This window comes from Microbacterium sp. Ag1, assembly GCF_001005635.1.
GTDB classification, from domain to species: Bacteria; Actinomycetota; Actinomycetes; order Actinomycetales; family Microbacteriaceae; genus Microbacterium; species Microbacterium oxydans.
Genome location: NZ_LBCR01000033.1, coordinates 211,239 through 227,804 on the forward strand (window position 1 = coordinate 211,239; position 16,566 = coordinate 227,804).

General features: G+C 67.0%; 18 protein-coding genes and 2 tRNA genes. 3 read left to right on the plus strand and 17 right to left on the minus strand.

Annotated elements, in window-relative coordinates:
• The first annotated feature begins 14 nt into the window (after positions 1-14).
• Positions 15-512, plus strand: a complete 498-nt coding sequence (locus AAY78_RS15910) for a GyrI-like domain-containing protein (RefSeq protein ID WP_052748812.1) — start codon at positions 15-17, stop codon at positions 510-512.
• A 33-nt stretch (positions 513-545) separates the two neighbouring features.
• Here the strand turns inward: AAY78_RS15910 and AAY78_RS15915 are convergent, their stop codons facing one another.
• The 11 genes from AAY78_RS15915 to AAY78_RS15965 all read right to left on the minus strand — a co-directional run bounded on the left by AAY78_RS15915 (position 546) and on the right by AAY78_RS15965 (position 10,444).
• A complete protein-coding gene (locus AAY78_RS15915) occupies positions 546-1,082 on the minus strand; it encodes an NUDIX hydrolase (RefSeq protein ID WP_046749261.1) in 537 nt (178 codons plus the stop codon).
• Positions 1,079-2,347 carry an ATP-dependent Clp protease ATP-binding subunit ClpX gene (gene clpX / locus AAY78_RS15920; protein ID WP_046749262.1) on the minus strand — a complete coding sequence of 423 codons (1,269 nt, stop codon included), beginning with the start codon at positions 2,345-2,347 and terminating at the stop codon, positions 1,079-1,081. The genes AAY78_RS15915 and clpX overlap by 4 nt, the downstream gene beginning before the upstream one ends.
• A gap of 176 nt (positions 2,348-2,523) precedes the next feature.
• Positions 2,524-3,375 (minus strand): aldehyde dehydrogenase family protein, encoded by an 852-nt coding sequence (locus AAY78_RS15925; RefSeq protein ID WP_046749263.1) that lies wholly within the window; start codon positions 3,373-3,375, stop codon positions 2,524-2,526.
• The gene (locus AAY78_RS15930) at positions 3,372-4,814 is read right to left on the minus strand and encodes an aldehyde dehydrogenase family protein (RefSeq protein WP_046749264.1); all 1,443 of its coding nucleotides are present in this window, start codon (positions 4,812-4,814) and stop codon (positions 3,372-3,374) included. The genes AAY78_RS15925 and AAY78_RS15930 overlap by 4 nt, the downstream gene beginning before the upstream one ends.
• 13 nt (positions 4,815-4,827) lie before the next feature.
• Positions 4,828-5,829, minus strand: a complete 1,002-nt coding sequence (deoC, locus tag AAY78_RS15935) for a deoxyribose-phosphate aldolase (RefSeq protein WP_141369326.1) — start codon at positions 5,827-5,829, stop codon at positions 4,828-4,830.
• Entirely contained in the window at positions 5,826-6,761 is a 936-nt protein-coding gene (locus tag AAY78_RS15940) for a sugar-binding transcriptional regulator (protein WP_231589731.1), read from the minus strand. Before AAY78_RS15940 ends, deoC begins: the two co-directional genes overlap by 4 nt.
• A gap of 148 nt (positions 6,762-6,909) precedes the next feature.
• Positions 6,910-7,551 (minus strand): ATP-dependent Clp protease proteolytic subunit, encoded by a 642-nt coding sequence (locus AAY78_RS15945; protein WP_046749265.1) that lies wholly within the window; start codon positions 7,549-7,551, stop codon positions 6,910-6,912.
• Positions 7,552-7,571: 20 nt separating this feature from the next.
• Complete coding sequence (locus AAY78_RS15950) at positions 7,572-8,168, minus strand: ATP-dependent Clp protease proteolytic subunit (RefSeq protein WP_017830295.1); 597 nt, start codon at positions 8,166-8,168, stop codon at positions 7,572-7,574.
• Positions 8,169-8,249: 81 nt separating this feature from the next.
• Positions 8,250-8,744 carry a tetratricopeptide repeat protein gene (locus AAY78_RS15955; RefSeq protein ID WP_046749266.1) on the minus strand — a complete coding sequence of 165 codons (495 nt, stop codon included), beginning with the start codon at positions 8,742-8,744 and terminating at the stop codon, positions 8,250-8,252.
• A gap of 72 nt (positions 8,745-8,816) precedes the next feature.
• Entirely contained in the window at positions 8,817-10,307 is a 1,491-nt protein-coding gene (gene tig / locus AAY78_RS15960) for a trigger factor (RefSeq protein ID WP_046749267.1), read from the minus strand.
• A gap of 63 nt (positions 10,308-10,370) precedes the next feature.
• Positions 10,371-10,444 (minus strand) — tRNA-Pro (locus AAY78_RS15965).
• Positions 10,445-10,553: 109 nt separating this feature from the next.
• Here AAY78_RS15965 and AAY78_RS15970 point away from each other — a divergent pair.
• A tRNA-Gly gene (locus AAY78_RS15970) sits at positions 10,554-10,627 on the plus strand.
• Between the two features lie 109 nt (positions 10,628-10,736).
• On the plus strand, positions 10,737-11,939 hold the full coding sequence (locus tag AAY78_RS19330; RefSeq protein WP_052748813.1) for a hypothetical protein: 1,203 nt from the start codon (positions 10,737-10,739) through the stop codon (positions 11,937-11,939).
• A 67-nt stretch (positions 11,940-12,006) separates the two neighbouring features.
• On the opposite strand, the gene AAY78_RS15980 is transcribed toward AAY78_RS19330, so the two are convergent.
• The 6 genes from AAY78_RS15980 to AAY78_RS16005 form a co-directional block, all read right to left on the minus strand.
• The gene (locus AAY78_RS15980) at positions 12,007-12,360 is read right to left on the minus strand and encodes an RNA polymerase-binding protein RbpA (RefSeq protein WP_017830291.1); all 354 of its coding nucleotides are present in this window, start codon (positions 12,358-12,360) and stop codon (positions 12,007-12,009) included.
• Complete coding sequence (gene secG, locus AAY78_RS15985; RefSeq protein ID WP_017202783.1) at positions 12,360-12,608, minus strand: preprotein translocase subunit SecG; 249 nt, start codon at positions 12,606-12,608, stop codon at positions 12,360-12,362. Before secG ends, AAY78_RS15980 begins: the two co-directional genes overlap by 1 nt.
• A gap of 81 nt (positions 12,609-12,689) precedes the next feature.
• The gene (gene tpiA / locus AAY78_RS15990) at positions 12,690-13,481 is read right to left on the minus strand and encodes a triose-phosphate isomerase (RefSeq protein ID WP_046749268.1); all 792 of its coding nucleotides are present in this window, start codon (positions 13,479-13,481) and stop codon (positions 12,690-12,692) included.
• Positions 13,472-14,686, minus strand: a complete 1,215-nt coding sequence (locus tag AAY78_RS15995; protein ID WP_046749269.1) for a phosphoglycerate kinase — start codon at positions 14,684-14,686, stop codon at positions 13,472-13,474. Before AAY78_RS15995 ends, tpiA begins: the two co-directional genes overlap by 10 nt.
• Before the next feature lie 10 nt (positions 14,687-14,696).
• Positions 14,697-15,707 carry a type I glyceraldehyde-3-phosphate dehydrogenase gene (gene gap, locus AAY78_RS16000; RefSeq protein WP_046749270.1) on the minus strand — a complete coding sequence of 337 codons (1,011 nt, stop codon included), beginning with the start codon at positions 15,705-15,707 and terminating at the stop codon, positions 14,697-14,699.
• A 115-nt stretch (positions 15,708-15,822) separates the two neighbouring features.
• The gene (locus AAY78_RS16005; RefSeq protein ID WP_025105027.1) at positions 15,823-16,449 is read right to left on the minus strand and encodes a superoxide dismutase; all 627 of its coding nucleotides are present in this window, start codon (positions 16,447-16,449) and stop codon (positions 15,823-15,825) included.
• Positions 16,450-16,566: the final 117 nt, after the last annotated feature.

Sequence of the window (16,566 nt, forward strand, 5' to 3'; positions counted from 1 at the left end):
GAGACGCTGAGCGCATGAACGCCTTTCGCGACGCCCCGTTCGGTCCTGCGGACCGCCTCGACCTCGAGTCCGTCCCCCTCGCCGTCATCCGCCACGAGGGTATCCGCCTCGCCGATCTCCCGGAGGCGTTCGACGCCGGCTACTCGGCGATCGCGCTCACCTTCGCCGGAGACGTGCTCGTCCCGACCGGCCCGGCACTCGCGGTGTATCACGGCGATCCGATGGGCGTCTTCGACCTGGAACTCGGCTTCCCCGTGCAGACGGCACCGGCGAACCCCATCCCCACCGCGAGCGGCCGCGTCATCGTCGCTTCGACACTGCCCTCAGGACCCGCGGTCGCGACCACGCTGTTCGGCTCCTATGAGGAACTGGGTGGCGCATGGGCCGCCCTCGTCGAGCGCGCGTCGGCGCAGGGGCTTCGTCCCGGGGGGATCTGGATCGAGATCTACGTGTCCGACCCGAGCGCTCCGGCACCAGAACTGCGTACGGACCTGATCATGCCGATCGGCTGACGAAATCCGTCACGCGCGGAGCCTCGTTCGGAGTCACCGTCCGAGCTGGTCCAGGGCTTTGTACCAGGTGAGCTGGTGGTAGCTCTGCGGGAGGAGGTCGCCGAGTCCATCGAGCGACAGCACATGTACGACGATCGACTCGCTGTCGTCGAGAGACTGCTCCGCGACGCGCGCACACCCGCGCGCGAGGAAATGATGCACCCGGTTCGTGTGGTTGCCGAAATTCGCCCAGGTCGATCCGAGATCGATGAGATCGTCGGCGGCATACCCGGTCTCCTCGAGCAGCTCACGGCGCGCCGCAGCCTCCGGCGACTCACCAGGCTCTACTCCCCCGCCGATGGTGCCGACGGCCACGACGCCTGCACCGTGCCGATACTCTTCGACGACGATGGCGTCATCGTTGAGGTCGAGGGCGAGGACGGAGATCCAGTCCCCGTACTCCAGCACGTAGTACGGAGCGATCGACACACCGCTGCCATTCACGCACTCGTCGGCGTGGAGGCGGATCCACCGGTCGGCGACGAGCGTCTCGCGCGCCACCGTCTTCCAGGGAGCCGGCTCCGCGCTCATGCGCTCTTGCGCTTGCGCTCCATCACGATGGTGGGCGGTGCCCCTTCGTCGACGGCAGCGCGGGTCACGATGACCTTCGCCACGTCCTCGGCGGAGGGGATCTCGAACATGATGGGTCCGAGCACGTCTTCCAGGATCGCCCGAAGACCGCGAGCACCAGTCTTGCGCTCGACGGCGAGGTCGGCGATGGAGCGCAGTGCCTCTTCTTCGAACTCGAGCTGCACGCCGTCGATCTCGAACATCCGCTGATACTGCTTCACCAGCGCGTTGCGCGGGCCCGTCAGGATGTCGATCAGCGCATCCTGGTCGAGCGGTGACACGTTGGTCACGACCGGCAGACGCCCGATGAACTCGGGGATCAGCCCGAACTTGTGCAGGTCTTCCGGAAGCACCTCGCTGAACAGGTCGAGGTCCTTGCCCTTGTCGTGCAGCGGAGCACCGAAGCCGATTCCATGCTTGCCGACGCGGGCCGACACGATGTCTTCGAGACCCGCGAAGGCTCCGGCGACGATGAACAGCACGTTGGACGTGTCGATCTGCAGGAACTCCTGGTGCGGGTGCTTGCGACCGCCCTGGGGCGGCACCGAGGCTACCGTGCCCTCGATGATCTTCAGGAGCGCCTGCTGGACGCCCTCGCCCGAGACGTCGCGCGTGATGGAGGGGTTCTCCGCCTTGCGGGCGATCTTGTCGACCTCGTCGATGTAGATGATGCCCTGCTCGGCGCGCTTGACGTCGTAGTCGGCGGCCTGGATGAGCTTGAGAAGGATGTTCTCGACGTCTTCGCCGACATAGCCGGCCTCGGTCAGAGCGGTGGCATCGGCAACGGCGAACGGGACGTTCAGCCGCTTCGCGAGCGTCTGTGCGAGGTACGTCTTCCCACAGCCGGTCGGGCCGATGAGCAGGATGTTGCTCTTGGCGATCTCGACCTCTTCGGCCTTCTGCTCAGCGGTCTGAAGAGTGCCGTGGGCGCGAACGCGCTTGTAGTGGTTGTAGACGGCGACGGAAAGAGCGCGCTTGGCCGGCTCCTGGCCGACGACGTACTCCTCAAGGAAGGAGAAGATCTCACGCGGCTTGGGAAGCTCGAACTCGGCGACCCCGTCGGCAGACGACTCGGCCATGCGCTCTTCGATGATCTCGTTGCACAGTTCGACGCACTCGTCGCAGATGTACACACCGGGGCCGGCGATGAGCTGCTGCACCTGCTTCTGGCTCTTTCCACAGAAAGAGCATTTGAACAGGTCAGCGCTTTCACCGATGCGGGCCATGCGCGTCCTCCTAGGGGGGATCAGAGATCGTCCTTCGAGCCTAACCGCTGCTTACGACACCGGGCCGCATTGAGGGCACTCGACATCGCGCCCATTGGACGGCGAAGGGATCGACAGCCGTCTGGCGCCTTCTCCGGGCGATGGCTGCCGACCCCTTCACGAGATCGACTGTTCGGTCAGACCATGCTCTTCGTGTGCCAGACGGTCTTCACCTCGGTGAAGGCGCCGATCCGTTCCGGCGAGGCGACGACCTCACCGGGGGTAAGCACACGCTTGAGCGTCTCCGCTGCGGCGATCTGCATGTCCACCCAATCCAAGGCGCCGGCACCCGCGAGGTCGAGGGCGTTCACGTCCTGGTGGGATGCCAGCCATGGAGCCATCTCCGCCGGCGAACCCGTCAGCACGTTGACGACGCCACCGGGGACATCGCTGGTGACGAGGACCTCGGCGAGGCTGATGGCCGAGAGCGGGTGCTGCTCACTCGCGATGACGACCACGGTGTTCCCGGCGACCAGCGCGGGAGCCACGACCGACACCAGGCCGAGCAGCGCCGAGTCCTGCGGTGCGATGATCGCGACGACGCCCGTCGGCTCCGGCACGGAGATGTTGAAGTACGGCCCGGAGACGGGGTTCGCGTTGCCCGCCACCTGGGCGTACTTGTCGCACCAGCCGGCGTACCAGACCCAGAGATCGATCGCCTCATCGACCTGCGCGGCCGCAGCGGCGGACGACACGCCCTCCTGCGCCGAGATCTCGTCGATGAACTGCGCACGGCGACCCTCGAGCACCTCTGCGACGCGGTACAACACCTGTCCGCGGTTGTAGGCGGTCGCCCCCGACCAGCCCTTCACCGCCGCGCGAGCGGCGACGACGGCGTCACGGGCATCCTTGCGAGAGCCCTTCGCGGCGTTCGCGAGGAAGGCCCCCTTGGAGGAGAGCACCTCGTACGTGCGGCCGGACTCGCTCCGCGGGAACGCTCCGCCGATCGCGAGCTTGTAGGTCTTCGGCACGGTCAGTCGCTTGCTCATGCTGCGGCTCCCTTGAGGTAGGCGGTGAGCCCCTGACGGCCGCCTTCGCGACCGTATCCGGACTCCTTGTAGCCGCCGAACGGGCTCGACGGGTCGAAGCGGTTGAAGGTGTTCGCCCAGATGACACCGGCACGCAGGCGATCGGCCACCGCGAGGATGCGCGATCCCTTGTCGGACCAGATACCCGCGGAGAGCCCGTACGGCGTGTTGTTCGCCTTCGCGATCGCCTCGGCGGGGGTGCGGAACGTGAGCACCGAGAGCACAGGCCCGAAGACCTCGTCGCGGGCGATGCGGTGTGACGCCTCGACGCCGGTGAAGATCGTCGGCGCGAACCAGAAGCCCTGCTCCGGGATCGCGCAGTCCGCCGTCCAGCGCTCTGCGCCCTCGGCCTCGCCGATGTCGCTCAGCTCACGGATGCGGGCGAGCTGCGCTGCGGAGTTGATCGCGCCGATGTCGGTGTTCTTGTCGAGAGGGTCGCCGAGGCGGAGGGTCGACAGGCGCGACTTGAGCCGATCGACGACCTCGTCGTGGATCGACTCCTGCACGAGCAATCGGCTTCCGGCGCAGCAGACGTGGCCCTGGTTGAAGAAGATGCCGTTCACGATGCCTTCGACCGCCTGATCGATGGGGGCGTCGTCGAACACGATGTTCGCGGCCTTGCCGCCCAGTTCGAGCGTCAGCTTCTTCGGAGTGCCGGCGACAGCCCGGGCGATGTCCCGTCCGACACCGGTCGAACCGGTGAAGGCCACCTTGTCGACGTCGGGGTGACGCACGAGCGCAGAGCCCGTCGCTCCGGCACCCGTCACGATGTTGACGACACCGGCCGGAAGGTCGGCCTGCTGCAGGATCTCGGCGAAGATCAGCGCGGTGAGGGGCGTCGTCTCGGCCGGCTTGAGCACCACCGTGTTGCCGGCGGCGAGAGCGGGAGCGATCTTCCACGCCAGCATCAGCAGCGGGAAGTTCCACGGGATGATCTGACCCGCGACGCCGAGAGCCCGCGGGTTCGCGCCCAGTCCCGCGTGATCGAGCTTGTCGGCCCAGCCCGCGTAGTAGAAGAACCAGGAGGCGACGAGCGGCACGTCGACGTCGCGGCTCTCCTTGATCGGCTTGCCGTTGTCGAGGCTCTCGGCGACGGCGAGCTCACGGGCGCGCTCCTGCACGAGGCGGGCGATGCGGAAGAGGTACTTCCCTCGGTCGCGACCGCTCATCTTCGACCAGGTCTTCTCGTAGGCGCGACGCGCGGCGGAGACCGCACGGTCGACGTCCTCATCACTCGCCGAAGCGATCTCGGCGATGTGCTTCTCGGTCGCCGGTGAGATGGTGTTGAACGGCGTGCCGGAGCCGTCGACGAACTCGCCGTCGATGAACAGCCCGTAGCTGTCCTTGAGGTTCAGGACCGCGGTGGACTCCGGTGCGGGAGCGTATTCCAGAAATGACATGTTCGTCTTCCCGTCAGTCGATCGTGACGTAGTCGGGGCCCGAGTAGTGGCCGGAGCTGAGCTTCTGTCGCTGCAGGAGCACGTCGTTGAGGAGGCTGGAGGCGCCGAAGCGGAAGAGGTGCGGCTGGAGCCACTCCTCGCCGACAGTCTCGGCGACGGTGACGAGATACTTCACCGCATCCTTCGACGAGCGGATGCCACCGGCCGGCTTCACACCGATCTTCTCTCCGGTGCCGCGGTACCAGTCGCGCACGGTCTCCAGCATGAGGAGCGTCGTCGGGAGGGTGGCTGCGGGCTGCACCTTGCCGGTCGAGGTCTTGATGAAGTCCCCTCCCGCCAGGATGCCCAGCCACGAGGCGCGCTTGATGTTGTCGTAGGTGTTCAGCTCGCCGGTCTCCAGGATCACCTTGAGCGAGGCGTACGAACCGTCCTCACGACGGCAGGCCTCCTTGACCTGGGCGATCTGGTCGAAGACCAGGCCGTACCGGCCGGACAGGAACGCTCCACGATCGATCACCATGTCGATCTCATCGGCGCCCGCAGCCACCGCCTCGGCGGTGTCGGCGAGCTTGATCGCAAGCGAGGAGCGTCCGCTGGGGAATGCCGTGGCGACGGCCGCGACGGAGATCAGGCCGTCATCGGGGTCACCGTGCATCCCGCCGAGCGCGGTCACCGCGTCGCCGACCATGTCACCGTACACGCAGACCGCTGCGACCCGCGGGGTCGAAGGATCCGCGGCGTCCGGATTCTTCGCCTTGGCCACGAGAGAGCGCACCTTTCCGGGAGTGTCAGCTCCCTCGAGCGTCGTGAGGTCGATCAGCTTGATGATCGTGTCGAGCGCCCACGCCTTCGAGGTGGTCTTGATCGACCGGGTGCCGAGCCCGGCAGCGCGCTGCTCCAGACCGACGGCATCCACGCCGGGAAGTCCGTGCAGGAATCGCCGGAGCGTGGCGTCGTCGGGCTCGCCGCCCAGAACGTCCACCGCCGCCCTGCGACTGAGTTCTTTGGTCGTCACTGTTCCTCCAACAATGCTCGTGCTGTGGTCTCATCGGTCACCAGAACGCCGCACAGGCCGCTGGTGACCACGGTGCGTGCGATGTCGTGCTTGGCGGGGCCCGCCGTCACGAAGATCGCACGAGCGGCTCCGCGCAGACGGTCGAGAGAGACTCCGACGGTCCGTGCATCGAGCTGCGAGTCGACGACGTTGCCCTCCGCGTCGACGTAGCGCCCGAGGACGTCGCCGACGGCGCCGCGTCGTGCGAGCTCTTCGACATCCTCCGCACTGAGGTAGCCGTTCTCGACATGGGCGGACGAGGCATCGCAGGGTCCGGCGGTGAACAGGAAAGCCTGGGCCTCGGCTGCCTCTTCGAGGACGGCGGCGACGGTGCGGTCGGACTCGATCGCCTGCTTCGTCTCCACGCGCTCGAGGATGGCCGGGCTCGGCAGCAGGGAGACTTGCCCCGAAGCGCGCTGGGCGATCGTGACGGCGAGGCCTGCTGCGCCTCCGGAGCGTCGGTTCAGGCTCACTCCCCCGTTGAGCTGCACCACGGTCACGCCGTTCGCCCAGCCGTCCGGAAGCGCCTCGGCCACGGCACGGAGTGTACGGCCCCAGCTCACCCCGAGGGTGCGGGGAACGGGGCGCAGCGCGGTCAGGAAGTCGGCTGCGGCCTGAGCGACGCGTTCGAGGGTGCCGTCATCGCCTTCCGGAGCCGGCACGACCACGGCATCGGTGAGGCCGAAGCGTTCGACGAGAAGCCGCTCCAGGCCGAGTCGGCGGGCGCGCGGGTGCACGATCTCGATGCGGACGATGCCGCGTTCGCGGGCCTGGGTCAGCAGACGGCCGACCTTCCAGCGCGAGATCTTGAGGAGTCCGCCGATCTCGTCCTGGGTCTTGTCCTCGTCGTAGTACAGCTCGGCGACGCGGACCATGAGCAGATCTTCTTCCACGGCTTCCTCCTTCCTCCTCCAGAGTAGGCCCTCGTCAGCGTTCGCGCACCACAGTGCTCATATGCGCACTTTGTCGTCGGGTCGTGCACATCCGCCGGGCACGACGAAGGGCGCCCGTCGGATGACGGACGCCCTTCGATCGATCGGGTCAGACGCGCTTGCGCGTCGTGAGCACCTGGTCGACGATGCCGTACTCCAGCGCCTGTGCGGCGGAGAGGATGTTGTCACGATCGATGTCGCGGTTCACCTGCTCCGGGGTGCGGTTGGTATGTCCCGCGAGCGTCTCCTCCAGCCAGGTGCGCATGCGGAGGATCTCCGCGGCCTGGATCTCGATGTCGGACGCCTGGCCGTGGCCGGCCTCCCCCATCGCGGGCTGGTGGATGAGCACGCGGGCGTTCGGGAGCGCGAGACGCTTGCCCGGCGCACCGGCAGCGAGCAGCACGGCCGCAGCCGAAGCCGCCTGGCCGAGCACCACGGTCTGGATCTGCGGCGCGACGTACTGCATCGTGTCGTAGATCGCCGTCATCGCGGTGAACGAGCCACCAGGCGAGTTGATGTACATCGTGATGTCGCGCTCGGCGTCCTGGCTCTCCAGAACGAGGAGCTGCGCCATCACGTCGTCGGCCGAGGCGTCGTCGACCTGCACGCCGAGGAAGATCACGCGGTCTTCGAACAGCTTGTTGTACGGGTCCTGGCGCTTGAAGCCGTAGGCGGTGCGCTCTTCGAACTGCGGCAGCACGTAGCGGCTGGAAGGCAGGTCACCGGCTGAGCGGAAGGTGGGTGTGTACATGAGCGTCCTTTCGCTTTCCGTTACTCGGTGTCCTGGTCGGTTCCGCCGCCGCCGATGACGTCGGAGGCCGATTCGCGGATGTGATCGACGAAGCCGTACTCGAGCGCTTCCTCGGCCGTGAACCAGCGGTCGCGGTCACCATCAGCGTTGATCTGCTCGACCGACTTGCCGGTCTGGGCAGCGGTGATCTCGGCGAGGCGGTTCTTCATCGACATGATGAGCTGCGCCTGCGTCTGGATGTCGCTCGACGTTCCGCCGAACCCGCCGTGGGGCTGGTGCAGCAGCACGCGTGCGTTGGGCGTGATGTACCGCTTGCCCTTTGTGCCGGCGGTCAACAGCAGCTGCCCCATGGAGGCGGCCATTCCGATGCCGACCGTGACGATGTCGTTCGGCACGAACTGCATCGTGTCGTAGATCGCCATGCCCGCGGTGATCGATCCGCCGGGCGAATTCACGTAGAGGTAGATGTCTCGCTCGGAGTCTTCTGCGGCGAGGAGAAGGATCTTCGCGCAGATCTCGTTCGCGTTCTCGTCGCGCACCTCCGACCCCAGCCAGATGATGCGGTCCTTCAGCAACCGGTCGAAGACGCTCGTTGCGAGGAGGGGTTCTGCAGCCATGTCAGCTCCTGATTCCGTGTTTCAGTGATTCGAATCTACCGGCGACAACGCAGCGCCCAGGCCGTGTTCGCCGTCGGCATATCAGGTGTCGGCGTCCGCGATCTCGTGGGCATAGGCCGTCATCGAACGGTGGTAGCGCGGCAGATGCGGGACGAGGGCGAGCAGTGCCACGGAGAGACCCTCTGCCGGGCGCCCGGCGCTGGCCAGGATGAGGGCATGCACGCAGGCGACGGCGTCGCGATAGGGGCCGTCGGGCGCGAGCTCCTCCTCGGCACGGATCACGGCGAGTGCTTCGTCGTACTCGCCGAGGTTCCGGAGCGAGCTGGCCATCTGGATCACGCACTGCGGACGATGCTCACCATCCAACCCCAGAGCCAGCGCGCGTCGATACAGGGCGACAGCCTCCGCCGGCCGGCCAGCGGAATCCCGTGCACCAGCGCGCTCGAACTCCGCGCGAGCGTCGTCAGGGCCGCGCTCAGCGGCGAGGGCGTCGATGCGGCTGATCGTGTCGTCACTGACCTCTTCGCCCGTCGCGTCGTCCCACACCTCGTCGATGCGCTCATCCCACGTCTTCATCGCTGCCCTCTCCTCGGATGGAAAAGAGGGCGGATGCCGCAGCACCCGCCCTCTTCACTGGATCGTGTTCGATCACTCGGCCTTGTCGGCCGCCTTCTTGGCCGGAGCCTTCTTGGCAGCAGGCTTCTTGGCCGGAGTCTTCTCGGCAGCGGGCGTCTCGGCGTCGTCGGCCTCGGCGGCCTTCTTCGCCGGAGCCTTCTTGGCGGCGGGCTTCTTGGCAGGAGCCTTCTTCGCCGGCTTCTCCTCGGCTTCCGCGGAGTCCGCGTCTGCAGAATCGGCCTCGTCGTCGGTGACGATGAAGTCGGACAGATCGACGGCCTTGCCGTTGCTGTCGACGACCTTCACCTTGCCGAGCGCGATCGCGAGCGCCTTGTTCCGGGCGACCTCGCCGACGAGCGCCGGGAGCTGGTTCGAGGACTGCAGCGCCTCGACGAACTCCTGCGGGGCCATGCCGTACTGGGCAGCCGACTGGATGAGGTACTGCGAGAGCTCCTCCTGCGAGACCTGCACGTCGGCCTGCTCGGCGATCGTGTCGAGAAGAACCTGCGTGCGGAACTGCTTCTCGCTGGCCTCGGTGACCTCGGCGCGGTGCACGTCGTCCTCGAGACGGCCTTCGCCCTCGAGGTGGTTGTGCACCTCGTCCTCGATGAGCTGCGGCGGAACCGGGATCTCGATCTGCTCGAGCAGCACCTCGACGAGCTTGTCGCGTGCGGCGGAGCCCTGAGTGAACACGCCCTGCTGAGCGACGCGCTCCGCGAGGCTCGCACGGAGCTCGGCGATCGTGTCGAACTCGCTCGCGATCTGCGCGAAGTCGTCGTCGGCCTCGGGAAGCTCGCGCTCCTTGACCGCCTTGACCGTCACGGAGACCTCGGCCTCGGACCCGGCGTGGTCGCCACCGACGAGAGCGGAGCGGAACGTGGTGTCCTCACCCGCGGTGAGCGACTCGATCGCGTCGTCGATGCCCTCGAGCAGCTCGCCGGAGCCGATCTCGTAGGAGACGCCCTCGGCGCGGTCGATCTCGGCGCCGTCGATCGTGGCGACGAGGTCGAGCTCGACGAAGTCACCCTTCGCGGCAGGCCGGTCGACCGGCACGAGCGTGCCGAAGCGGGCGCGCATGTTGTCGAGCTCTGCATCGAGCGCAGCGTCATCGGCCTCGACAGCGTCGACGGTCACGGTGATGCCGTCGTAGGAGGGCAGCTCGATGTCGGGACGGACGTCGACCTCGATGTCCACGAGCAGGTCACCCGAGAAGTCCTTCTCGTTCGGCCACTGCGTGATGTCGGCCGCCGGGCGCCCCACGACGCGCAGCTTGTGCTCGTTGGTCGCCTCGCGGAAGAACTTGTCCAGGCCTTCGTTCACGGCGTGCTCGATGACGGCGCCACGACCGATGCGCTGGTCGATGATCGGTGCCGGGACCTTGCCCTTGCGGAAGCCGGGGATCTGGACGTCCTGAGCGATGTGCTCGTACGCGTGAGCGATGCTGGGCTTGAGGTCGTCCGGGGTGACCGTGATGGTGAGCTTGACCCGGGTCGGGGTCAGCTTCTCGACGGTGCTGTTCGCCATGCTGGTGTGTTCTCCTTGTGATTTCCGCTTCGAATCGCGGCTGTAAGGTCCGTGGGGGCCGTGTCGGGGCGACAGGAGTTGAACCTGCGACCTCCCGCTCCCAAAGCGGGCGCTCTACCAAACTGAGCTACGCCCCGGGGAATCCGCATGCGGATTCAGCCCCACCGAGTCTAACGGACAGGAGCATGCGTCAGAGTCCGGTATAGTCGATGAGTCGGTAACCGAACCTTTCGAGGCTCGGATTCCGGGGCTGTAGCTTAGTGGTAAAGCCTTAGTCTTCCAAACTAATGATGCGGGTTCGATTCCCGTCAGCCCCTCCACTCGAGAAGGCCCCCGCCATACGGCGGGGGCCTTCCGCATTTCCGGTCGCCTCGTCGAATACGCTGACAGCATCGCTGCACGCAGGCTCCGACCGGAAGGCATCATCGAATGGGTCAGTCGCCCCGCGACGACGGGCATCAGCTTCCCGTCGTCTTCTCTTCCGGGGCCTCGTCCTCCACGCCGACACGGTCGCGTCGGAGGAGACGGCCGGGGCTCGTCATCGGCCTGCTCGGCGGCGCCGCACTGATCGCGGCTTTGGCCATCGTCCAGGTGAGCGCGAACCTCGGTTACGACGATGCGGCGTCCCGTTATGAGAGCGCAGCTCAGACGACATCGACCGCGAAGACGCAGCTCCGCGCCGACACCGCTGAACTGCGAACCGTCACCGACGCAGCGGGCCAGGTGGCTGCAGGGGGCGATCAGCCGATCTCCGTGCCCGACGAACTGCACGCGAGCTTGGCCTCTGCCGTCGAGGCGGGCACCGCTACCGCGTCAGACGCGGACGGCGTGGTCTCCGTGGCGATCGCTCCGGTGAGCGAGAAGCCCGACTGGTTCTGGGAACTGTTCGGTGCCACCTCGGAGCTCGAACAGCGACGTGACGAAGTGGAGGACCTGTCCGTCGACGTCGCCGGCGCGGCCGGCGACGTCTCGTCGGCGCACACGGCGATGACGGAGAGCGGCCTCGCGGTAATCACGACGGCCGGAGCGGCTGCGCCTGGATTCGAAGCGGCACATCTGTCGGCCCGCAACGACGCGGTGATCGCGCTACGCGACGCCGCCGCCGATGCCACCGCCGCGACGACGCTCGACGAAGGCACCGCAGCCGCCTACCTCGCCCTGCAGACCGCGGCGGCGCAGGTCGTCGCCACCGAGAGAGAAGAACTGGCGGAGAAGGCAGGCCCGCTCCTGAACTCCCGGCTCGAGATCGAAGCGTTCGCCCGCTCCCTCGCGCCCGGCGTGCTCCTGGACTTCGACTGGGCGCCGGTCGTCAGCGGCGCCGGTTACAACGGCAGCATGGGCGGCTACACGACCTGGTGGTGGGGCGAGTCGGGGCGGGCGACCATCGCGTTCTCGAACTCGGTCGCCGAGCAGTGGCCGGCCGTTCGCAGCAAGGCACTGATCGCGCACGAGGTGGGGCACGCGATCAGCGTGAGGTGCCAGAGCATGTACGACTCCTCCACGCAGGACAGCATCGAGAAGTGGGCGACGGCGTGGGCCATCAGCATGGGCTACACCGATGATGCGAACGGCGTCTGGGCGTATGGGTACCCGCCGCAGAGCTACATCGATGCGGCGGCGGGCTGCCGCTGACCGCCGCCTGATACGGAAGAAGCCGCCGCGATCGCTCGCGACGGCTTCTTCGATGTCAGCCTCGAGGTCACTGCCCCCGACGCTCGCGCAGCTGCGTGAGCGCGTCGTCGAGCAGCTGGACGGCTTCCTCGTCCGTACGGCGTTCCTTCACGTAAGCGAGGTGCGTCTTGTACGGCTCCGCCTTCGCGAGCGCAGGAGGATTCTCCTTGTCGCGACCGGCGGGGAGCCCGGACTGCGGGTGGTCGATCGTCTCCGGGATCTCCTCTTCGGGGAGACCAGCGGCGAAGTAGCGGACGGTCTCGTTGCCGAGACCATCCCAGTAGGAGACCGCGATGCGGTCGGCGTGATAGCCGTGGTCCTGCTCCCCCATGGGGCCGGAGCCCACGCGGGTGCCACGGATCGCGTTTCCACCGGTAGCCATCAGATGACCTCGAATTTCGTGATGAGGCCCAGCGCGACAATGGAGACGAACCATGTCAGAGCCAGGACGACGGTGAAGCGGTTGAGGTTCCGCTCCGCAAGCCCGGACGAGCCGACCGCAGAGGTCATGCCCCCGCCGAACATGTCGGAGAGGCCGCCACCGCGGCCCTTGTGCAGGAGGATGAGGAGGGTCAGCAGAACGCTGGTGATGCCCAGCACGACCTGCAGGACGAACTCGAGAATTGCCACGAGAAAGAGCCTTTCGCTGGGGCCGGAGCGCCCCCGTAACGGTCAAGTATACGGTGCAGCGGGGCCGAAGCCCCGCCGCACTCACACGCCGACGTGCTTCTCGAAGCGGATGATCGCGGCGAACTCGTCCACGACGAGGCTCGCCCCGCCGACGAGTGCGCCGTCGACATCGGGCTCGCGCATGAAGCTGGCGATGTTCCCCGACTTCACGGAACCTCCGTAGAGGATCCGCGTGCGCGCTGCCGCCTCGTCGCCGAGCACCTTCGCGATGACGGCGCGCAGAGCGGCGCAGACGTCTTGCGCCTGCTGAGGCGTCGCCGCCTGGCCGGAGCCGATCGCCCACACGGGCTCGTACGCCACGACGATGTCCGCCTTCGGCGAGACCCCCTCGAGCGCTGCCTCCAGCTGCGACACCGGAACCGCACTGGCACCGAACTTCTCGAGGTCGCCGGCCGTCTCGCCGACGCAGATGACCGGCACCAGGCCGTGCTTGAGCGCTGCCTTGACCTTGGCGGCCACGACATCGTCACCTTCGGAGTGGTACTCACGACGCTCGGAGTGGCCGATGATCACGTACTTCGCATCGAGCTTCGCCAGGAACGCTCCCGACACCTCGCCCGTGTATGCGCCCGAGTCGTGTGCCGACACATCCTGCGCTCCGAGCGCGAACGGGATCTTGTCCGCGTCGATGAGGGTCTGCACGCTGCGGATGTCGGTGAACGGCGGGAACACCGCGACCTCGACGGATCCGTCCTCGTGCTTCGCATCCTTCAACGTCCAGTGCAGCTTCTGCACGAACGCGACCGCCTGCAGGTGGTCCAGGTTCATCTTCCAGTTTCCCGCGATCAGCGGGGTACGAGAGTTCACACCCATCCGAGGACCTCCAGCCCAGGTAGTTTCTTGCCCTCGAGGAACTCGAGGCTCGCGCCGCCACCGGTCGAGATGTGACCGAACTGGTCGTCGCTGAAGCCGAGCTGGCGCACGGCTGCAGCGGAGTCTCCCCCGCCGACGACGCTGAGGCCGTCGACCTCGGTGAGCGCTTGCGCGACGGTCTTGGTGCCCGCTGCGAAGGCGGGGAACTCGAAAACGCCCATGGGGCCGTTCCAGAACACGGTCTTCGACCCGCGGATGACCTCGGCGAAGCGTGCCGCCGTCTCCGGACCGATGTCGAGCCCGATGCCGGAGGCACCGAACGGCGTCGACTCGATCGCGTCGGCCGCGGCGACTTCGTGCGCGGCATCGGCGCCGAAGGACGCGGCCACCACGACGTCGGTGGGGAGCACGAGCTCCACGCCGCGCTCAGCCGCTTCCGCGATGTACCCGCGCACCGTGTCGAGCTGATCCTCTTCCAGAAGGCTCGAGGCGACGGCGTGCCCCTGGGCCTTGAGGAAGGTGAAGAGCATTCCGCCACCCACCAGGATCTTGTTCACGCGCGGGAGCAGGTGCGAGATGACGCCGAGCTTGTCGCTGACCTTCGAGCCGCCGAGCACGACCGCATAGGGGCGTTCGGGGTTCTCGGTCAGGCGGTCCAGCACGTCGAGTTCCGCGGCGATCAGCAGACCGGCCGCCGACGGGAGCAGCTCGGCGAGCTCGTAGACGCTGGCCTGCTTGCGATGAACGACACCGAAACCGTCGGAGACGAGCACGTCGCCGAGTTCTGCGAGCTCGGCGGCGAAGGCACCACGCTCGGCGGCGTCCTTCGAGGTCTCCCCCGGGTTGAACCGCAGGTTCTCGATCACGACGACCCCGCCGTCCTCGAGCGATGCCACGGCCTCCTTGGCGGATTCGCCGACCGTGTCGCGCGCGAACGCGACCGGGGCGCCGAGCAGCTCGGAGAGCCGCTGAGCCACCGGCTCGAGGCTGTACTGCGGGTCGGGCGCACCGTCGGGTCGGCCGAGGTGCGAGCACACGACAACACGGGCGCCCGCGTTGATGAGTGCGTTGAGGGTCGGCAACGAGGCGCGGACACGGCCATCGTCCGTGATGATCCCATCCCGCAGGGGGACGTTGAGATCACAACGGACGATGACGCGCTTGCCCTCGAGCGACCCCAGGGTGTCCAGGGTGCGCAGAGTCATGTGTCTGAGCTTAGAGGCGCTCGGCCACGTACTCGGTCAGGTCGACGAGACGGTTGGAGTAGCCCCACTCGTTGTCGTACCAGCTGGACACCTTGATCAGGTTGCCGCTCACGTTGGTGAGCGTCGAGTCGAAGATCGAGGAGTGCGGGTTGTGCACGATGTCGCTCGACACGATCGGGTCCTCGTTGTACTGGAGGTAACCCGCGAGGCGACCGTCGGCGGCGGCCTTCTTGTAGGCCTCGTTGACCTCGTCGACCGTCAGGTTCTCACGGTCGGTGATGAGGGTGAGGTCGACGATCGAGCCGGTGGGAACCGGCACGCGGTACGACGAGCCGCTCAGCTTGCCCTGGAGCTCAGGGAGCACCTCGCCGATGGCCTTGGCCGCACCGGTCGATGCCGGGGTGATGTTGATCGCAGCGGCACGGGCACGACGGAGGTCGCTGTGCGGGCCGTCCTGCAGGTTCTGGTCGGCGGTGTACGCGTGCGCGGTCATCATGAAACCGCGGTCGATGCCGAACGCGTCGTTGAAGACCTGAGCCAGCGGCGCGAGGCAGTTCGTGGTGCAGGACGCGTTGGAGATGATGTGGTCGGTCTCCGGGTTGTACGTGTCCTCGTTCACGCCCATGACGAACGTGCCGTCGACGCCCGTACCGGGAGCCGAGATGAGGACCTTCTTCGCGCCGGCCTCGATGTGCTTCTTGGCGAGCTCGGCCTTGGTGAAGAAGCCGGTCGACTCGATCACGATGTCGACGCCCAGCTCGCCCCACGGGAGGCCTGCGGGGTCGCGCTCGGCGAACGCCTTGATGGTCTTGCCGTTGACGGTGATGCTCTCGTCGTCGTAGCTGATCTCGGCGTCGAGGACGCCGCCCACCGAGTCGTACTTCAGCAGGTGCGCCAGGGTCTTGTTGTCGGTGAGGTCGTTGACGGCGACGATCTCAAGGTCTGCTCCCTGCGCGAGAGCCGCGCGGAAGTAGTTGCGTCCGATGCGGCCGAAGCCGTTGATACCGATCTTGACAGACACTCAGGTCTCCCTGTTTCTCGTGCATCGCACGCGGCTTTCCAGCGAGCGTGAGGTGCGGGGTTTTTTGGCTGAGAGGGCGTCCCGACGAGCCGTGGCCCGTCGGGACGCGACCCGATTACGACAGTACCAGCAGGCCGTTCGTCTGCTGACGGGCGACCTCGAGGCGCTGGGCGACGTTCTCCCAGTTGGCGATGTTCCACGCGGCCTTGACGTAGTCGGCCTTCACGTTGAGGTAGTCGAGGTAGAAGGCGTGCTCCCACATGTCGAGCTGGAACAGCGGGATGGTGCCCTGCGCCGTGTTCGACTGCTGGTCGAAGAGCTGCTGGATGATGAGGCGCGAGCCGATCGAGTCCCAGCTGAGCACCGCCCAGCCGGAGCCCTGGATTCCGGTGGCCGCGGCGGTGAAGTGCGCCTGGAACTTCTCGAACGAGCCGAAGTACTCATCGATCGCGGCCTTCAGCTCGCCCTCGGGCTGACCTCCGCCGTTCGGCGACAGGTTGGTCCAGAAGATCGAGTGGTTGACGTGACCGCCGAGGTTGAAGGCGAGGTCCTTCTCGAGCTTGTTCACGTTCGCGAGGTTGCCGCTCTCGCGAGCCTCGGCGAGCTGCTCGAGAGCGGTGTTCGCGCCGGCGACGTAGGTCGCGTGGTGCTTGTCATGGTGCAGCTCCATGATCTTGCCGCTGATGTGCGGCTCGAGGGCTGCGAAGTCGTAGGGAAGGTCGGGGAGCGTGTAGGTCGCCATATCGCTTTCATCCAATCCGCGCCGCGCCGCGGCGCTTGCCGATCCTCCGCGCCGCCGATGTGCGGCGTAGAGCGGACGTGATTCATCCTACTGACGACAACGCGGCCACGGCCCCGA

Bases quoted from the DNA above. Each gene is read 5' to 3' on its own strand.
- AAY78_RS15945 (WP_046749265.1), bottom strand. From the start codon at position 7,551: ATGTACACACCCACCTTCCGCTCAGCCGGTGACCTGCCTTCCAGCCGC.
- AAY78_RS15930 (WP_046749264.1), bottom strand. From the start codon at position 4,814: ATGTCATTTCTGGAATACGCTCCCGCACCGGAGTCCACCGCGGTCCTG.
- AAY78_RS15915 (WP_046749261.1), bottom strand. From the start codon at position 1,082: ATGAGCGCGGAGCCGGCTCCCTGGAAGACGGTGGCGCGCGAGACGCTC.
- AAY78_RS16005 (WP_025105027.1), bottom strand. From the start codon at position 16,449: ATGGCGACCTACACGCTCCCCGACCTTCCCTACGACTTCGCAGCCCTC.
- AAY78_RS15955 (WP_046749266.1), bottom strand. From the start codon at position 8,744: ATGAAGACGTGGGATGAGCGCATCGACGAGGTGTGGGACGACGCGACG.
- AAY78_RS19330 (WP_052748813.1), top strand. From the start codon at position 10,737: ATGGGTCAGTCGCCCCGCGACGACGGGCATCAGCTTCCCGTCGTCTTC.
- tpiA (WP_046749268.1), bottom strand. From the start codon at position 13,481: ATGGGTGTGAACTCTCGTACCCCGCTGATCGCGGGAAACTGGAAGATG.
- clpX (WP_046749262.1), bottom strand. From the start codon at position 2,347: ATGGCCCGCATCGGTGAAAGCGCTGACCTGTTCAAATGCTCTTTCTGT.
- AAY78_RS15925 (WP_046749263.1), bottom strand. From the start codon at position 3,375: ATGAGCAAGCGACTGACCGTGCCGAAGACCTACAAGCTCGCGATCGGC.
- tig (WP_046749267.1), bottom strand. From the start codon at position 10,307: ATGGCGAACAGCACCGTCGAGAAGCTGACCCCGACCCGGGTCAAGCTC.
- AAY78_RS15950 (WP_017830295.1), bottom strand. From the start codon at position 8,168: ATGGCTGCAGAACCCCTCCTCGCAACGAGCGTCTTCGACCGGTTGCTG.
- AAY78_RS15995 (WP_046749269.1), bottom strand. From the start codon at position 14,686: ATGACTCTGCGCACCCTGGACACCCTGGGGTCGCTCGAGGGCAAGCGC.
- AAY78_RS15910 (WP_052748812.1), top strand. From the start codon at position 15: ATGAACGCCTTTCGCGACGCCCCGTTCGGTCCTGCGGACCGCCTCGAC.
- AAY78_RS15980 (WP_017830291.1), bottom strand. From the start codon at position 12,360: ATGGCTACCGGTGGAAACGCGATCCGTGGCACCCGCGTGGGCTCCGGC.